General features: G+C 67.2%; 14 protein-coding genes and 1 other RNA gene. 5 read left to right on the forward strand and 10 right to left on the reverse strand.

Annotated features, from left to right (window positions below; all coding sequences use genetic code 11):
• Positions 1-8 precede the first annotated feature (8 nt).
• From ogt to EGT29_RS08680, 3 genes are read right to left on the reverse strand one after another with little or no spacing between them, the layout of a single operon-like run.
• A complete protein-coding gene (ogt, locus tag EGT29_RS08670) occupies positions 9-563 on the reverse strand; it encodes a methylated-DNA--[protein]-cysteine S-methyltransferase (protein ID WP_192901804.1) in 555 nt (184 codons plus the stop codon).
• Positions 560-937 (reverse strand): DUF488 domain-containing protein, encoded by a 378-nt coding sequence (locus tag EGT29_RS08675; protein WP_124688642.1) that lies wholly within the window; start codon positions 935-937, stop codon positions 560-562. Before EGT29_RS08675 ends, ogt begins: the two co-directional genes overlap by 4 nt.
• Positions 938-948: 11 nt before the next feature.
• Positions 949-1824: a pirin family protein gene (locus tag EGT29_RS08680; protein ID WP_124688643.1), complete on the reverse strand. Its 876-nt coding sequence runs from the start codon at positions 1822-1824 to the stop codon at positions 949-951.
• 184 nt (positions 1825-2008) lie between these two features.
• On the opposite strand from EGT29_RS08680, the gene EGT29_RS08685 reads away from it, so the two are divergent.
• Complete coding sequence (locus tag EGT29_RS08685) at positions 2009-3778, forward strand: alpha/beta hydrolase (protein WP_124688644.1); 1770 nt, start codon at positions 2009-2011, stop codon at positions 3776-3778.
• Between the two features lie 67 nt (positions 3779-3845).
• Here the strand turns inward: EGT29_RS08685 and EGT29_RS08690 are convergent, their stop codons facing one another.
• The 7 genes from EGT29_RS08690 to EGT29_RS08720 form a co-directional block, all read right to left on the reverse strand.
• Positions 3846-4193: a Rap1a/Tai family immunity protein gene (locus EGT29_RS08690; RefSeq protein ID WP_124688645.1), complete on the reverse strand. Its 348-nt coding sequence runs from the start codon at positions 4191-4193 to the stop codon at positions 3846-3848.
• 35 nt (positions 4194-4228) lie between these two features.
• The gene (locus tag EGT29_RS08695) at positions 4229-4561 is read right to left on the reverse strand and encodes a hypothetical protein (RefSeq protein ID WP_124688646.1); all 333 of its coding nucleotides are present in this window, start codon (positions 4559-4561) and stop codon (positions 4229-4231) included.
• A gap of 347 nt (positions 4562-4908) precedes the next feature.
• Positions 4909-5330, reverse strand: a transfer-messenger RNA (tmRNA) gene (ssrA, locus tag EGT29_RS08700).
• Positions 5331-5400: 70 nt separating this feature from the next.
• Positions 5401-6066, reverse strand: a complete 666-nt coding sequence (gph, locus tag EGT29_RS08705) for a phosphoglycolate phosphatase (RefSeq protein WP_124688647.1) — start codon at positions 6064-6066, stop codon at positions 5401-5403.
• Positions 6063-6788: a bifunctional 2-polyprenyl-6-hydroxyphenol methylase/3-demethylubiquinol 3-O-methyltransferase UbiG gene (gene ubiG / locus EGT29_RS08710; RefSeq protein ID WP_124688648.1), complete on the reverse strand. Its 726-nt coding sequence runs from the start codon at positions 6786-6788 to the stop codon at positions 6063-6065. The genes gph and ubiG overlap by 4 nt, the downstream gene beginning before the upstream one ends.
• 185 nt (positions 6789-6973) lie before the next feature.
• Positions 6974-7615 (reverse strand): outer membrane protein OmpA, encoded by a 642-nt coding sequence (gene ompA / locus EGT29_RS08715; RefSeq protein ID WP_124688649.1) that lies wholly within the window; start codon positions 7613-7615, stop codon positions 6974-6976.
• A gap of 98 nt (positions 7616-7713) precedes the next feature.
• Positions 7714-9066: a TRZ/ATZ family hydrolase gene (locus EGT29_RS08720; protein ID WP_124688650.1), complete on the reverse strand. Its 1353-nt coding sequence runs from the start codon at positions 9064-9066 to the stop codon at positions 7714-7716.
• Between the two features lie 151 nt (positions 9067-9217).
• Here EGT29_RS08720 and gyrA point away from each other — a divergent pair, with 151 nt between their 5' ends.
• Genes gyrA through EGT29_RS08740 form a run of 4 tightly spaced genes read left to right on the forward strand, consistent with a single transcriptional unit; the run spans position 9218 to position 15008 of the window.
• Positions 9218-11851, forward strand: coding sequence for a DNA gyrase subunit A (gene gyrA, locus EGT29_RS08725; protein ID WP_124688651.1), 2634 nt, complete (start codon positions 9218-9220; stop codon positions 11849-11851).
• A 10-nt stretch (positions 11852-11861) separates the two neighbouring features.
• Positions 11862-12992: a 3-phosphoserine/phosphohydroxythreonine transaminase gene (gene serC / locus EGT29_RS08730; protein WP_124688652.1), complete on the forward strand. Its 1131-nt coding sequence runs from the start codon at positions 11862-11864 to the stop codon at positions 12990-12992.
• Positions 12985-14067 carry a prephenate dehydratase gene (gene pheA, locus EGT29_RS08735; RefSeq protein WP_124688653.1) on the forward strand — a complete coding sequence of 361 codons (1083 nt, stop codon included), beginning with the start codon at positions 12985-12987 and terminating at the stop codon, positions 14065-14067. Before serC ends, pheA begins: the two co-directional genes overlap by 8 nt.
• A 14-nt stretch (positions 14068-14081) precedes the next feature.
• Complete coding sequence (locus EGT29_RS08740; RefSeq protein ID WP_124688654.1) at positions 14082-15008, forward strand: prephenate dehydrogenase/arogenate dehydrogenase family protein; 927 nt, start codon at positions 14082-14084, stop codon at positions 15006-15008.
• Positions 15009-15010: the final 2 nt, after the last annotated feature.

The raw sequence follows: 15010 nt of genomic DNA on the forward strand, positions 1-15010 counted from the left end.
GGGGGGCGTCAGAACAGGCCCGGCTGGCGGCCGCTTGCGCGCGACGCCAGCCGCACGCCTTCGTGTTCCAGCAGCCAGACCTTGCGGTGCAGCCCGCCGCCGTAGCCGGTCAGGCTGGCATTGGCGCCGATGACGCGGTGGCAGGGGACCACGATGCTGACCGGGTTGGCGCCATTGGCCAGCCCCACCGCGCGCACGGCCTTGGGCCGCCCGATGCGCTGGGCGAGTTCGGAATAGCTGATGGTCTGTCCCACGGGTATGCGCCGGAGTTCGCGCCAGACGTCGCGTTGGAAGGCCGTCCCGGCGGTGGCCACTTCCAGATCGTCGATGGCCGGCAACTCGCCTTCCAGGTAGGCATCCAGCCGCCGGCGCGCCTCGCTGGGGGCGCCGCGGTCGCGCAGCGCATAGCCCTGCCTGCCGTAGTGATGGCCCAGCAGTTCATGCATGCGCGGCTGGTAGTCTTCCCAATCGACCGCCCGCAGGCGGCCGTCTTCGTCGGTCAGTATCAGCATCTGCCCCACGGGAGTGGGGCGGTATTCCACGAGCAGTGTCAGAGTCGTCATGAGGAATGGCGGGCGGTTCGCAGCAGCGCGTCGCGCAGCACAAGCGCATGATTGTGGTCGGGGTCCTTCGCGCCGTACAGCAAGGTGATGGGGCGATCGCCGGCATCGTGCAGCAGGGCGGACAGGCCCTGCCGCTGCGCGTCGCCCTTGAGTTCGGCCGCGTAGCGTTCGTGGAATTCGGTCCATCGTTCGGGGCGATGGCCGAACCAGCGGCGCAGTTCGGGGCTGGGCGCCAGGACCTTGGGCCATGCGTCGTACGTCAGGTCCTCGCGGCGGACGCCGCGCGGCCACAATCGGTCCACCAGGACCCGGTAGCGGCCTGATGCGACGCCTGCGTGGTCGTAGACCCGGTGCAGTTCGATCTCGGGTTTCATCGCAATGTCTCTCAAGCCAGGCGGCCGTCGCGGAAATCGCTCAGCGCCTGGAAAATTTCCTGCTGGTCGTTCATGACGAACGGTCCGTATTGCGCGATGGGTTCATGCAGCGGATGGCCGGCGATCAGCAGCGCGCGGGCCGGTCCGCCGTGCGCGGCCAGGACGGCGCCGTCGGCATCGGGCGTGTTGGCCAGGATGGCCATGCGGCCGGCCTCGACCGTGGTGGCGCCGACGGCGACAGTGCCGCGATACACGTAGACGAAGGCGTTGTGGCCGGGGGGCAGGGGCTGCTCGAACCGCGCGTCCGCCGGCAGGTGCACGTCGAGGTAATACGGGTCGGTCGCGGGCCGCGACACCGCGCCTTCGACGCCATGGCTGCGGCCGGCGATGACCGTGGCCTCGACGCCCGAGGCGGTCCTGGCGCGGGGCAGGTCCGCAGCCTGGAAGTCGCGATACCAGGGCGTCGACATCTTGTCGCGCGCGGGCAGGTTCAGCCAGAGCTGGAAGCCCTCCATGACGCCTGCTTCCTGCTGCGGGAGTTCGGAGTGGATCACTCCCCGGCCCGCGGTCATCCATTGCACGCCGCCGTTCTCCAGCAGGCCCTCGTGGCCGGCGCTGTCCCGGTGGCGCATGCGGCCCGCGATCATGTAGGTGATGGTCTCGAAGCCGCGGTGCGGATGGTCCGGGAAACCCGCGATGTAGTCATCGGGGTTGTCCGTGCCGAATGCATCCAGCATCAGGAACGGGTCCAGGCGGCGCTGCAGGTGCTGGTCGATGACTCGCGTGAGCTTGACGCCGGCCCCGTCGGAGGTGGCGCGGCCGGCAACGATGCGTTCAATGTCGCGGGGACGGCTGACCGTGTCGGAAGCGGCGGGCGGAGTGGACATGATGGGCTCCTTCGTAGCCTTCCAGCATAGATCCAAGTCGGCGAGGGGGGCAAAACACCCGCGTGCTTGCTCTTGATAAGGTGCCCGCCGATAATAAGCATAAGTGAAACAAATTGATAAATAGGCAACAGGGGGTATCGAATTGATTCGACATTGTGATTTCTCGAATTTGCGAGTACGTGCCTTGGCCGGAGGGCTGGCGGCCGCTGCGCTGGCCGCGCTGGCTGCCTGCGGCGGCGACGGCGCCGTTCCCGCTCCGGTCGACCCCCTGCAGCCCTACCGCGACCAGGTCGTGAGTTGGCATGAATGCGATCCTGAAACCGTGGGCGGCGAATCTCCCGCCTATATCACCCTGAACAAGCGTCTGAGCTGCGCGACCATACGCGTGCCGCTCGACTATTCGAACCCCACGAAGGGCGACGCCGTCGTGGCCGTGTCCCGCGTGGCGGCGGGCGAGCCCTCGCAGCGGCTGGGCGCCATCCTGGTCAATCCGGGCGGCCCCGGCGGCGACGGCCTGGCCTGGTCGCTGAACCTGGCCGCGCTGTGGGGCAACGCCAGCGAGTCCACGACCACGGGGCAGCAGCTTCGCACGATCACCCAGCGTTACGACATGATCGGCTTTTCGCCGCGCGGCGTCGGCGCCAGCAGCCGCATGTACTGCGGCACGAGCGGCATGCTCAGGCCCGAGCACCACAGCTCGGACCGTAGCGAGGCCAACGTCGCGGCCATGCTGTTCAACGCCAATGCGCTGGGCGATGCCTGCCTGCGCAATCCGCTGGTCAAGTACATCAACACCGACGCCACGGTCCGCGACATGGACCTGATCCGCGAACTGCTGGGCGACCCCAAGTTCAACTACGTCGGCATTTCCTACGGAACCTGGCTGGGGGCCTGGTATGCGTCGCTGTTCCCCGAGCGGGTCGGGCGCGTGGTGCTGGACAGCTCGATGGACGTCACCGGCAATATCGACGTCAATGTCGTGATGCAGCCCATGGCCATGCAGCGTGTGCTGGACGAGTTCATCTCTCCCTTCGCGGCCCGCCATCCCGACCGCTTCGGGATAGGCACCGACGCGGCCAAGATCGCGAACGTCTACCGCGCGTTGCCAGAACCCATGCGGGTGGCGTTCGGCCAACAGGCCGGGCTGCACGCCATCCTGAGCAAGACCAACCGCGTCGCCAAGGGGGCGCAACTCATCGCCGCCGCGCGTGGCATGAACCAGGTGCTGATCGACAACCCCGGCATCGATGATTCCAGGGAGCTGGACGCGAAGCTGATGGAGTACGAGTTCGTGCCGGACTCCTTCGGCGACGACATCGAGATCCGGGGCATGGCCCAGGCCATGATCGAGCCGTATTTCCGGGCCTTCACGCCAACGCCTTCGCCCGTGGAACTCAGCACCTTCAACTCCGTGTTCAACACCGTGGTGTGCAACGACACGGTGGCCACGAGCACCGACCCGCAATACTGGGTGAAGCTGGGCAACGAGATGGCGGCCAGCTATCCCTACGAGGGCGGTTCGGTTACCCGCAGCCTGTGCGCGACGTGGGGCGGTCCTTCGGTTGCCAAGCCGCCGCTGTCGCGCGCTGGCGCGTCGGCCCCCATCCTGATGCTGCAGAGCGAGTTCGATGCCCAGACCGCGACTGAAGGCGCCCGGCGCTCTTTCGACGCGCTGCCGCAGGCGCACCTGGTCGTGGTCACCGGCGCCTACTCGCACGGCGTGGTGCCGGAAAGCAATGCCTGCGTCGATGCGACGATCGGTACCTACTTCGCCAACGGCGTGGTGCCGGGGCGCAGCAGTACGTGCGCCGAGCCGCCGCTGCCTTACGAGGACACGGCGGCGGCTACTCGCATGGCCAAGGCCAGTGCCGGCGAGACCGAAGAGGCCGCCCAGGCGCGCGAGGCACTGCGCCGGAGCCTGGACGCGATTTCCGGCTCGGGCGCGCGGTTCTAAGCGCCCCGGCAGGAGTCTTCCAGCCGCCCGGCTTCAGGCCGGGCGGTTTTTTTTCGCTCCGCGATGCTTACTGCTTGCAGGGGTAGGCTTCCCCCAGCGCGTTCACCAGTATCACCACGGCGGGCAGGCCGTGATCCTGCGGCCGGCTGGCCAGCCGCTGCCGGAAGAGTTCGACCGTGCGTCCGGTGGACACATTGCCGGGCGCGCAGAACGGCAAGGGCGTTTTGGTGGCCATGGATTGGACGCGCATGCCGTCGATCGCACCCATGACGAAGGACGAGCAGCCCAGCGAGGCCTCGCCGCCGGCGCCGGGAGCGCATTGCTCGTTCCAGAACGCGCCCGTCCAGGGTTCGGCGGCCAGCGCGGGCTGAGCCGTCAGGGCGGCCAGGGACAGCAGGGGGACGAAGAGTTTCATGGCGATCCTGGAAACGCGGATTCCGGAGGGATGGGTTACTTGCCGCAGCTTTCGCGCGCCTTGTCGATGTCGATCTTGCGCGTTTCCATGACGCGCACCAGTTGCGCCGTCGCGGTCAGGCAGGCATTGCCGGTGGGGGCCGCGGCGCGGGGCCGGGCATTCGGCGAACCCGGCAGCGAGGGCAGCGACGGCATCGGCGTGGGTGCCTGGATGACCGACTGCGCGCGCGCGTCGCAATAAGCGGCCTTCAGGTCGTCGTTGCTCATGGCCTTCAATTCATCGTCGGCGCGCGGCGCGCATGCCGCCAGGGCATTGTGCGCGGTAAGCAGGCCGGCGGCGATCAGGGCGAGTGTCGGGATGGGCGTCATGGCTGCAAGAGGGGGCGCGATCCTGGGGAAGGCGGCCGCCGCGTTGCGGCCCGCCGTGGCATGCCGGATAGTATATGAGCCTTCCAGGGGAACGTCGTCCCCGCTGGCTGTTCGAGCAGGGGGCCCGGGATCAATCCGTTTGGGCGTACCGCGAACGGCGCGGCGCCGCGGTGCATGCTGGTCCGATAATAATCATCAAGATAATCAAGAAAAACCCATGGGGCGGTGTGGGAGGTGTTTTCGATTCGCGAGGATAGTTTTTGATTCTCGCCATTGGCCGCCGAAACCGCGTGGGCGCGCAAAAGAAAACCCCGCAGACGGGAATCTACGGGGTTTGTCAGGGGAGTTGGTGGAGCCGGCGGGAATTGAACCCGCGTCCGGAAGCCCTCTACAGACAGTTCTACATGTGTAGTCGATTTATTTGGATTTAACCGTGTGCTTAGCCAACCGACAGGCCGGCACACAGCGATTCACGTAGTTTAAGCATGAACCGTGTGACCCCAGTCCATACCGATTCCCTGAAAATGACACTGCTGCGGTTCAGAATCAGCTGCTTCGGGGGTTATGGCCCTAGACAGGGATTCTTAGGAAAGTTGCCCTTCCTCCGCCCGACCCAAGGACAGATCGGTGCAGCGGCTCACCGCTTAAGCGGCGAGAGCGAAACGCTCGTCGTTGGCGTTTATTTGCGTTTCCAGTGGTTTAACGAGCTTACTGGTGCTCGACATGCCCTGTGCTGCTTCGCGACCCCCGTCGAAACCGGTACGGCCCCTTGAGGAGGATTGTATCCCATATGGAGGCATGAGGCGGGTTTTCAAGAGGGCCGCCCCAGCCGGGGACCGTTACGCGGCCAGCAGGCGCCGTATCGCGGGCAGCAGGGCCGGGACCGAGTCGACCACGGTGTCCGCTCCCCAGGACTCGACCGGCACGTCGTTGCCGCAATAGCCGTACGCGGTGGCGATGGTCTTCATGCCCGCGGCCTGGCCGGCGATGATGTCGCGCTGGTCGTCGCCCACGTACAGGCAGTGCTGCGGCGCGACGCCGACTTCCCGGGCGGCGTGCAGCAGCGGCTCGGGATGGGGCTTGGAGTAGGCCGTGGTGTCGCCGCAGACGACCACGGCGCTGTGCTGCTCGAGCGCCAGATGGCGCACCAGCGGCGTGGTGAAGCGGGTGACCTTGTTGGTGACGATGCCCCACGCCCAGCCTTCCTGGACGAGGTTGGCCAGCAGGTCTTCCACGCCGGGGAAAAGCACCGTGTGCACGGCGATGTTGGCGGCGTAGTCGTTCAGGAATTGTTGCTTGCACGCCTCGTATTCGGGGGCGTCGGGCGTGAGCCCGAGGGCCACGCCCAGCAGGCCGCGCGCGCCGTGCGAGGCCATGGGGCGCAGTTGCTCGTAGGGCAGGGCGGGCAGGCCGCGGCGCAGGCGCTGCTGGTTGGCGGCCGCGGCAAGATCGGGAGCGGTATCGGCCAGGGTGCCGTCGAAGTCGAAGAGAACCAGCGGTTTCATGAACGTATCGTTGCCACCATGTAATTGACACTGCTGTCGCCGCTCAGCCGGTAGATCTTCGTCAGGGGGTTGTATTCCAGCCCCTTGATGGCCACCGCCTCGAGCCCCGCCTGCCGGGCGGCGCCCAGCAGCTCGCTGGGGCGGATGAAGTGGTCGTAGCTGTGCGTGCCCCGCGGTACCAGGCCCAATATGTATTCGGCGCCCAGTATGGCGAAGGTAAACGATTTCAAATTGCGATTCAGTGTGGAGAAAAAGACACGGCCCCCGGGTTTGACCAGCGAGGCGCACGCATGAATCACGGATTCCGGATCGGGCACGTGTTCCAGCAGTTCCATGCACGTCACGATGTCGAAAGCGGCGGGCTGGTCGGCGGCCAGCTGTTCCACGCTGATATTGCGGTATTCCACTTTCACGCCGCTTTCCAGGCTGTGCAGCTTCGCGACTTTCAGCGATTTCTCGGCCAGGTCGATGCCGGTAACCGTTGCCCCGCGCGCGGCCATGCTTTCGGCCAGTATTCCGCCGCCGCATCCGACGTCCAGCACGGATTTGTTTCCCAGCCCGCCCGCCATCTGGCTGATCCACTCCAGGCGCAGGGGGTTGATGGCGTGCAGCGGCTTGAATTCGCTTTCCGGGTCCCACCAGCGCGAGGCCAGGGCACTGAACTTGGCCAATTCGGCCGCATCGGCATTGACGGGCCGGGACTCCTGGGCGGTGGTCGTCATGACGGACTCCATGTGACGGCACAAGAATGCCCCCCACGCTTGCCGCTGCGCGGCGGGGCTGCCCCCCGAGGGGGCGCTTTTTGCCTTGGGGCGGCCCGGCGGCAAAAAAACAAACCCCGCAGAGCGGGGTTTCAGCCGGCGGTACCCCGAAGGATACCGCCGGAATCCAGCTGGCAGGCAGTGGATTACTTGTTGCGCGTACCCACGACTTCGACTTCCACGCGGCGGTTCTTGGCGCGGCCGGCGGCGGTCTTGTTGTCGGCGATGGGCTGCTTCTCGCCCTTGCCTTCGGTGTAGACGCGGTTGGCTTCGATGCCCTTGCTGACCAGGTAAGCCTTGACAGCTTCGGCACGACGGACCGACAGGCGCTGGTTGTAGGCGTCGGTACCGATCGAGTCGGTGTGGCCGACGGCGATCACGACTTCCAGGTTGATGCCGCGGATCTGGTTGACCAGCTCGTCCAGCTTGACCTTGGCTTCGGGCTTGACGACGGACTTGTCGAAGTCGAAGAAGGCGTCAGCCGAGTAGGTGACCTTCTGGCTGACCGGAACGGGCACGGGGGCCGGTGCCGGGCGGGGAGCGGGGGCGGGAGCCGGGGCAGCGGCAGGCGCAGCGACCTTCAGCGCGCCATCGCAGGACGGATCAGCGGTGGCGGGGGTCCAGAACCCATTGCGCCAGCACAGGCCGTCAGCGCTTTTGACTTGCACGCCGAACGCGGATTGCCAGTTGTCGTTGACCTTACCGGCTTGAGCAGAGGCCACGCCCGAGGCCGTCACGGCAGCGAAGGCGAGCGCCAGAGAGATTCCAATTTTGGAGCGTTTGTTCATGTTTCTCCTCTTAGCTTGAAATGAAACTCGCAGCGAACCCCCGCCGCAACATGGATATACATGCCCAGTATAGCATTGCGGTTGTTCTCTCATGCCACTCACTCCTGGGATAAGTAAGTGTTTGTGCCAGAAATCACACCGGCTGCACGCAAGCGCCACTGCGATAACCGGGACATTATCCTTTCGAGATCGCTTTTTGATGGTGAATTGGTGAGTTGTAGCTTTTTCGCAACTGATTGGCCGCCTACCCAGACCTCTTCCACGTCCTCCCTGCCGGCCGCGTAGACCACGTGGGAAACCGGGTCGAACACCGGCGCCAGCCGGGCGGAATCGAGCCGGATCGCCACCAGGTCGGCGTATTTGCCCAGCGTTATCGAGCCGATCTCGCGGTCCCATCCCAGCGCCTTCGCGCCGCCCAGGGTGGCCGCATGCAGCGCCCGGTGGGCGGGCAGCGCGCGCGCGTCGCCGCTCGCGCCCTTGGCCAGCAGGGCCGCCAGGCGCAGTTCCGACAGCATGTCCAGGCGGTTGTTGCTGGCGGCGCCGTCGGTGCCTATGCCGAGGTTGACGCCGGCCTCGAGCAGGCGGGCGACGGGGGCGAGGCCGCTGGCCAGCTTGAGGTTCGATGCCGGGCAATGGGCCAGGCTGGCGCCATGGGCGGCCAGCAGCGCGATGTCGTCGGCGTCCAGGTGGACGCCATGCACGGCCACCAGGCGGGGGGACAGCAGCCCGAGGTGGGCCAGGCGCTCGGTGGGGCGCATGCCGTGCATGGCCAGCGCCTCGTCCACTTCCTGGCGGGTCTCGTGCAGGTGGATGGCGATGGTCAGGTCGGCCTCTTCGGCCACGGCGGCCAGGTGCCGCAGCATGTCGTCGCCCACGGTGTAGGGGGCGTGGGGGGCCAGCATGAAGCGCAGCCCGGGTTCGCCGCGGTACTTTTCGTGGGCCGCCAGGGCCTGGGCGAGCATCTGCTCGGCGGGGGGCGCGTCGGGAATCTCGAACACCGTGCCGCCCACGGCCGCGCGGATCCCCATCGACAGCGCGGCGCGCGCGACCTCTTCGGGGTAGAAGTACATGTCGGCGCAGCAGGTGGTGCCGCCGGCCAGCATCTCGGCGAAGGCGAGGACGCTGCCGTCGTAGACGAAATCGGCGGACATCAGCTTGCGTTCCATGGGCCAGATGCGTTCCTGCAGCCAGGTCATGAGCGGCAGGTCGTCGCCGGCGCCGCGCAACAGGCTCATGGCCGCGTGCGTATGCAGGTTGACGAAGCCGGGCAGCAGGGCGCAGCCGGACAAGGCCTGTTCGGCGGCGTCCGGATGCCGGCTGCGCAGGACGGCGTGCGGTGCGATGTCGGCGATCCGGCCGTCGCGGACGGCAATGCCGTGGCCGGCCAGGACGGCCTGGTCGGGTTCGACGGGAATCAGCCAGTCGGGAAGCAGCAGGGTGGTCGAGGCCATGGACGGGGCGGGTGGGGGCGGGGCCCTAAGCATAACGCCAGGCCGGGGTGATAAACTCCCAAGCTTCGCCCGCCGTTCGTTCGCAAGCTGTTTTGCCCTCGCGAAATGCCTTGCGAGCGGGATGGACAACACCTCTTGATGCAGCTTGCCCATGGATTCCTTCGCCAAGGAAACACTACCGATCTCTCTTGAAGAGGAAATGCGCCGCAGCTACCTGGATTACGCGATGAGCGTGATCGTCGGCCGCGCCCTTCCCGACGTCAGAGACGGTCTGAAGCCGGTGCACCGGCGCGTGCTGTACGCGATGCACGAACTGAACAACGACTGGAACCGGGCCTACAAGAAATCGGCCCGTATCGTCGGCGATGTCATCGGTAAGTACCACCCGCACGGCGACCAGGCGGTCTACGACACGATCGTGCGCATGGCCCAGCCCTTCTCGCTGCGCTACATGCTGGTCGACGGCCAGGGCAACTTCGGTTCGGTCGACGGCGACGGCGCGGCGGCCATGCGGTACACGGAAATCCGCCTGGCCAAGATCGCGCACGAGCTGCTGGCCGACATCGACCAGGAAACGGTGGATTTCGGGCCCAACTACGACGGCAGCGAGAAAGAACCGCTGTTGCTGCCGGCACGCCTGCCCAACCTGCTGGTCAACGGCAGCTCCGGCATCGCCGTGGGCATGGCCACCAACATCCCGCCGCACAACCTGGCCGAAGTCGTCGACGGCTGCCTGTACTGCCTGCGCAATCCCGAGTGCACGGTGGACGAGCTGATCGAGATCATTCCCGCCCCCGACTTCCCCACGGGCGGCATCATCTATGGCATGTCCGGCGTGCGCGAAGGCTATCGCACCGGCCGTGGCCGCGTGGTGATGCGGGCCAAGACCCATTTCGAGGACGTCGAGAAGGGTGGCCGCCAGGCCATCGTGGTCGACGAGATCCCGTATCAGGTCAACAAGCGTTCGCTGCTCGAGCGCATCGCCGAACTGGTCAACGAGAAGAAGGTCGAGGGCATCTCCGACATCCGCGACGAGTCCGACAAGGACGGCATGCGTGTCGTGATCGAGCTCAAGCGTGGCGAAGTGCCCGAGGTTGTGCTCAACAACCTCTATAAGAACACCCAGCTGCAGGACACCTTCGGGATGAACCTGGTGGCGCTGGTGGAAGGCCAGCCGCGCCTGTTGAACCTGAAGCAGATGGTGGAGTATTTCCTTGCGCACCGCCGCGAGGTCGTGACCCGCCGCACGGTGTTCCAGCTGCGCAAGGCGCGCGAGCGCGGCCACGTGCTCGAAGGCCTGGCCGTGGCGCTGGCCAACATCGACGATTTCATCGCCATCATCAAGGCGGCCCCGACGCCGCCCATCGCCCGCCAGGAATTGATGGCCCGCACCTGGGACTCGTCGCTGGTGCGCGAGATGCTGACGCGCGCCGAGACCGATACGGCCGGCGGCCGCAGCGCCTACCGTCCCGAGGGCCTGCCCGAGGACTTCGGCATGCAGGCCGACGGCCTGTACCGCCTGAGCGATACGCAGGCCCAGGAAATCCTGAACATGCGCCTGCAGCGCCTGACCGGCCTGGAGCAGGACAAGATCGTGGGCGAGTACAAGGACGTGATGGCCAACATCGCCGACCTGCTCGACATCCTGGCCAAGCCCGAGCGCGTGACCACCATCATCGGCGACGAACTGTCGGCCATCAAGGCCGAGTTCGGCACCGACACGAAGGACATCCGCCGTTCGCACATCGAGCTGAACGCCACCGAGCTCGACACCGAGGACCTCATCACCCCGACCGACATGGTGGTGACGCTGTCCCATTCGGGCTACATCAAGAGCCAGCCGCTGTCCGAGTACCGCGCGCAGAAGCGCGGCGGACGGGGCAAGCAGGCCACGGCCACGAAGGAAGACGACTGGATCGACCAGCTCTTCATCGCCAACACGCACGACTCCATCCTGTGCTTCAGCAACCGCGGCCGCGTGTACTGGCTGAAGGTCTGGGAAGTGCCGCAGGGCACCCGCAACTCGCGCGGCCGGCCCATCGTCAACATGTTCCCGTTGTCGGAAGGCGAGAAGATCACGGTGGTGCTGACCGTCAAGGCATACAGCGAGGACCACTACGTCTTCATGGCCACGGCCAAGGGCACGGTCAAGAAGACGCCGCTGTCCGACTTCTCCAATCCGCGCAAGGCCGGGATCATCGCGGTGGACCTGGACGACGGCGACTACCTGATCGGCGCCTCGCTGACCGACGGCAAGCATGACGTGATGCTGTTCTCCGATGCCGGCAAGGCCGTGCGCTTCGACGAGAACGACGTGCGTCCCATGGGCCGCACCGCGCGCGGCGTGCGCGGCATGATGCTGGAGGACTCGCACACGGTGATTTCGCTGCTGGTGGCCGAGAACGAAATCCAGAGCGTGCTGACCGCGACCGAGCACGGCTACGGCAAGCGCACGCCCATCGGCGAATACACCCGCCATGGCCGGGGCACCAAGGGCATGATCGCCATCCAGACGTCCGAGCGCAACGGCAAGGTCGTGGGCGCCGTGCTGGTGGATCCGACCGACGAGATCATGCTGATCACCACCGGCGGCGTGCTGGTGCGCACGCGTGTCAGCGAGATCCGTGAAATGGGCCGGGCCACGCAGGGTGTCACGCTCATCAACATCGACGAGGGCACGCACCTGTCGGGCGTGCAGCGCGTGGTCGAGTCCGATACCGAGGAGCCCGAAGGCGACGGCGCCGACGCCGAACCGCAGGCCCCGTCTTCCAGCGAGGCCGAATAAGGCGGCTGCCATGAATCGACCCTACAACTTCTCGGCCGGTCCGGCCGTCCTTCCCGAGGCCGTGCTGCAACAGGCGGCGGCCGAAATGCTGGATTGGCACGGCAGCGGCATGTCGGTGATGGAGATGAGCCATCGCGGCAAGCACTTCGAGCAGATCTGCGACGAGGCCGAGGCCGACCTGCGCGAACTGCTCTCGGTTCCGGACGACTACGCCGTGCTGTTCCTGCAGGGCGGCGGACTGGGCGAGAACGCCATCGCGCCGATGAACCTGATCGGCCGCCGCGAGGCGCATGCGGCCGACTACGTGGTAAGCGGTTCGTGGTCGGTCAAGTCCTGCGCGGAAGCGCGCCGCTACGGCGACGTGGCCGTGGCCGCCACGTCCGAGCAGGCCGCCGTCGTGGACGGTGCGCAGCAAGGCCCATGGACCTATATGCCGGACCCCGGCTCCTGGCGCGTGCGTCCGCAGGCGAGCTACCTTCACCTGTGCAGCAACGAGACCATCGGCGGCGTGGAGTTCATGGACTGGCCGGACCTGGCCGCGCTGGGCGCGCCCGATACCGCGCTGACCGTGGACGCGTCCTCGCACATCCTGTCGCGGCCGATGGACGTGCGCCGCGCGGGGCTGATCTACGCCGGCGCGCAGAAGAACATCGGGCCGGCCGGCCTGACCATCGTCATCGTCCGCAAGGACCTGCTGGGCCAGGCGCTGCCCATCTGTCCGTCGGCGTTCGACTACGCCATCGTGGCGAAAGAGCGCTCGCGCTTCAACACGCCGCCCACCTACGCGATCTACATCGCCGGCCTGGTGTTCAAGTGGCTCAAGCAGCGCGGGGGCGTGGCGGGCATGGAAACCGCCAACGTGGCCAAGGCCCGACTGCTGTACGACTACCTCGACAGCACCTCGTTCTACCGCAATCCGGTGCACCGGCCCGTCCGCTCGCGCATGAACGTGCCGTTCATGCTGCGCGACGATGCGCTGAACGCGCCGTTCCTGAAGGCGGCCGAAGCCGCGCATCTGCTGCAGCTCAAGGGGCACAAGAGCGTGGGCGGCATGCGCGCGTCCATCTACAACGCGATGTCCATCGAGGGCGTGCGCGCCCTGGTCGACTTCATGAAGGAATTCGAGCGCAGCCATGGATGACGATCTGCAAAAGAAGCTGGGGCCGCTGCGCCAGCGCATCGACGCCATCGACGCCCAGGTGCTCGAACTCCTGTCCGAGCGCGCGCGCACGGCGCAGGCGGTGGGCATGGCCAAGGAGCACCACGCCGGGGCCGTGTTCCGGCCCGAACGCGAGGCCCAGGTCATCCGGCGGCTGCAGGAGCTCAACGCCGGGCCGCTGCCCGGCCAGGCGCTGTCGGCCATCTGGATGGAGATCATGTCGGCGTGCCGCGCGCTGGAGCAGCCCGCCCGCGTCGCCTATCTGGGGCCACAGGGCACCTATTCCGAGCAGGCCGTGCTGGCGCATTTCGGCCACGCGGTCGAGGCCATTTCGTGCGGCACGATCGACGAAGTGTTCCGCTCGGTGGAAACCCGCCGCGCGGACTTCGGCATCGTCCCGCTGGAAAACTCCAACGAAGGCGCGGTCAACCGCACGCTGGACCTGCTGCTGTCCTCGCCGGTGAAGGTGCTGGGCGAGCGTTCGGTCGCCGTGGTGCAGTGCCTGATGACCCAAAGCGGCACGCTGGACGGCGTGAGCGTCATCCGCTCGCATCCGCAGTCGCTGGCGCAGTGCCAGGGCTGGCTGTCCGACCATCATCCCGAGCTGGCCCGGGCGTCGGCGGCCAGCAATGCCGAGGCGGCCCGCCTGGCGTCCGAGGACCCTGCCGTGGCGGCCATCGCCAGCGAGCAGGCGGCGCAGCGCTGGGGGCTCAAGATCGTGGCCTCGGGCATCCAGGACGATCCGCACAACCGCACCCGTTTCCTGGCCATCGGCCATCTCGAGACCACGCCCTCGGGCCGCGACAAGACCAGCCTGATCCTGGCCGTGCCCAACGAAGCGGGCGCGGTCTACCAGATGCTGGCCCCGCTGGCCGAGAACGACGTGTCCATGACGCGCTTCGAGTCCCGCCCGGCCCGCACCGGCCAGTGGGAATACTATTTCTACGTCGATATCGAAGGCCATCGCCAGGACCCCAAGGTCGCCAAGGCGCTGGCCGCGCTGCAGGCGCGCGTGGCGTTCCTCAAGGTGCTGGGGTCGTACCCGGTATCTGCTTGAGCGGAGACGTACCCATGTCGCATCCGGATTCGGCTCGGGAAGCCCCTGGTTCCCCGCAGCCCCTGGTGCCGGTACTCGCGGTGGTGGGCGTGGGGCTGATCGGCGGTTCGTTCGCCGCCGCGCTGCGGCGCGCGGGGCAGGTCGGCGAGGTCTGGGGCGTCGGCCGCCAGGCCGGGACGCTCGAGCAGGCGCGCAAGCTGGGCCTGATCGACCGGGCGGTCTCGCTGGAAGAAGCCGCGCGGGCCGACCTGGTCCTGATGGCCGTGCCGGTGGGCGCGACGCGCGCGACCCTGGACGGCCTGGCGCCGCATCTGGGGCCCGGCACCGTCGTTACCGATGCCGGCAGTACCAAGATGGACGTGGTGCGCGCTGCGCGCGAGGCGTTGGGCGCCCGCATCGGCCAGTTCGTGCCGGGCCATCCGATCGCCGGCAGCGAACAAAGCGGCCCGGCCGCCGCCTTTGCCGACCTGTACCGCGGGCGCACGGTGATCCTGACTCCGCTGGACGAGAACCCGCCCGCGGCCGTCGGCCTGGTCGAACGGGCGTGGGCCACCTGCGGCGCCGAGATCCGGACGATGCGCCCGGGCGAACACGACACCGTGCTCGCCTCGGTCAGCCACGTGCCGCACCTGCTGGCCTTCGCCTACATGACGCAGGTTCTGGAAGCCGCCGATGCGGGCCTGCGGCTGGACCTGGCCGGCAGCGGCTTTCGCGACTTCACCCGCATCGCCGGCGGCTCGCCCGATATGTGGCGTGACATCTTCCTGGCAAATCGCGAAGCCATGATGCAGGAGACCGCCGCCGTGCGGCGGGCCCTGGATGCCTTCGAGCGGGCCATGAGCGAGGGCGACGCGGCGGGCCTGCAAGCCATGCTGGAAGCCGTGTCGAAGTCCCGGCGCGCCTGGCGGGCAGGGCAGCCATCTCCCGATACGAACGAATGACC

Origin of the sequence: Pigmentiphaga sp. H8 (assembly GCF_003854895.1) — a bacterium.
GTDB lineage: Bacteria > Pseudomonadota > Gammaproteobacteria > Burkholderiales > Burkholderiaceae_B > Pigmentiphaga.

Excerpts from the sequence above, each read along its gene's own strand:
- EGT29_RS08690 (WP_124688645.1), bottom strand. The coding sequence starts at position 4,193 with ATGAAACTCTTCGTCCCCCTGCTGTCCCTGGCCGCCCTGACGGCTCAG.
- pheA (WP_124688653.1), top strand. The coding sequence starts at position 12,985 with ATGGATGACGATCTGCAAAAGAAGCTGGGGCCGCTGCGCCAGCGCATC.
- ogt (WP_192901804.1), bottom strand. The coding sequence starts at position 563 with ATGACGACTCTGACACTGCTCGTGGAATACCGCCCCACTCCCGTGGGG.
- EGT29_RS08720 (WP_124688650.1), bottom strand. The coding sequence starts at position 9,066 with ATGGCCTCGACCACCCTGCTGCTTCCCGACTGGCTGATTCCCGTCGAA.
- EGT29_RS08675 (WP_124688642.1), bottom strand. The coding sequence starts at position 937 with ATGAAACCCGAGATCGAACTGCACCGGGTCTACGACCACGCAGGCGTC.
- ubiG (WP_124688648.1), bottom strand. The coding sequence starts at position 6,788 with ATGACGACCACCGCCCAGGAGTCCCGGCCCGTCAATGCCGATGCGGCC.
- gph (WP_124688647.1), bottom strand. The coding sequence starts at position 6,066 with ATGAAACCGCTGGTTCTCTTCGACTTCGACGGCACCCTGGCCGATACC.
- ompA (WP_124688649.1), bottom strand. The coding sequence starts at position 7,615 with ATGAACAAACGCTCCAAAATTGGAATCTCTCTGGCGCTCGCCTTCGCT.
- EGT29_RS08740 (WP_124688654.1), top strand. The coding sequence starts at position 14,082 with ATGTCGCATCCGGATTCGGCTCGGGAAGCCCCTGGTTCCCCGCAGCCC.
- EGT29_RS08680 (WP_124688643.1), bottom strand. The coding sequence starts at position 1,824 with ATGTCCACTCCGCCCGCCGCTTCCGACACGGTCAGCCGTCCCCGCGAC.
- EGT29_RS08695 (WP_124688646.1), bottom strand. The coding sequence starts at position 4,561 with ATGACGCCCATCCCGACACTCGCCCTGATCGCCGCCGGCCTGCTTACC.
- serC (WP_124688652.1), top strand. The coding sequence starts at position 11,862 with ATGAATCGACCCTACAACTTCTCGGCCGGTCCGGCCGTCCTTCCCGAG.
- gyrA (WP_124688651.1), top strand. The coding sequence starts at position 9,218 with ATGGATTCCTTCGCCAAGGAAACACTACCGATCTCTCTTGAAGAGGAA.